A 316-nucleotide genomic window follows, 5' to 3' on the forward strand; every position below is an offset into this window, starting at 1 on the left:
GGTGACGACGTGCCCGGCGGTGATCACGTGCCACAGGCCGACGGCCACGACGACCGCGTTGAGTCCGAGGTAGGCCACCACCAGGGCCACCGCGACGCCGATGGCCTCCAGGAAGCCCTTGAGGAAGACCGCGCCGAGCAGGGCGACCAGGACCAGCGTGATCAGCATCTGCCGGCCGTGCAGCATGCCGGTGAGGTGCGGGTTCTCGACCATGTGGGTGGCCGCGTCCGCCGCGGAGAGGGTGATGGTGATCAGGAAGTCGGTGGCGGCGAAACCGAGCAGCGCCAGGACGAAGAGCTTGCCCTTCCAGAACGAC

At 68.7% G+C, this 316-nt stretch carries 1 pseudogene; it reads right to left on the reverse strand.

Features of this window, described 5'->3' with window-relative positions:
- Nucleotides 1-316, reverse strand: a pseudogene (locus M8J74_RS45220) (amino acid transporter); the annotation flags it as partial.

Origin of the sequence: Streptomyces panaciradicis (genome assembly GCF_023516615.1) — a bacterium.
GTDB classification, from domain to species: domain Bacteria; phylum Actinomycetota; class Actinomycetes; order Streptomycetales; family Streptomycetaceae; genus Streptomyces; species Streptomyces panaciradicis.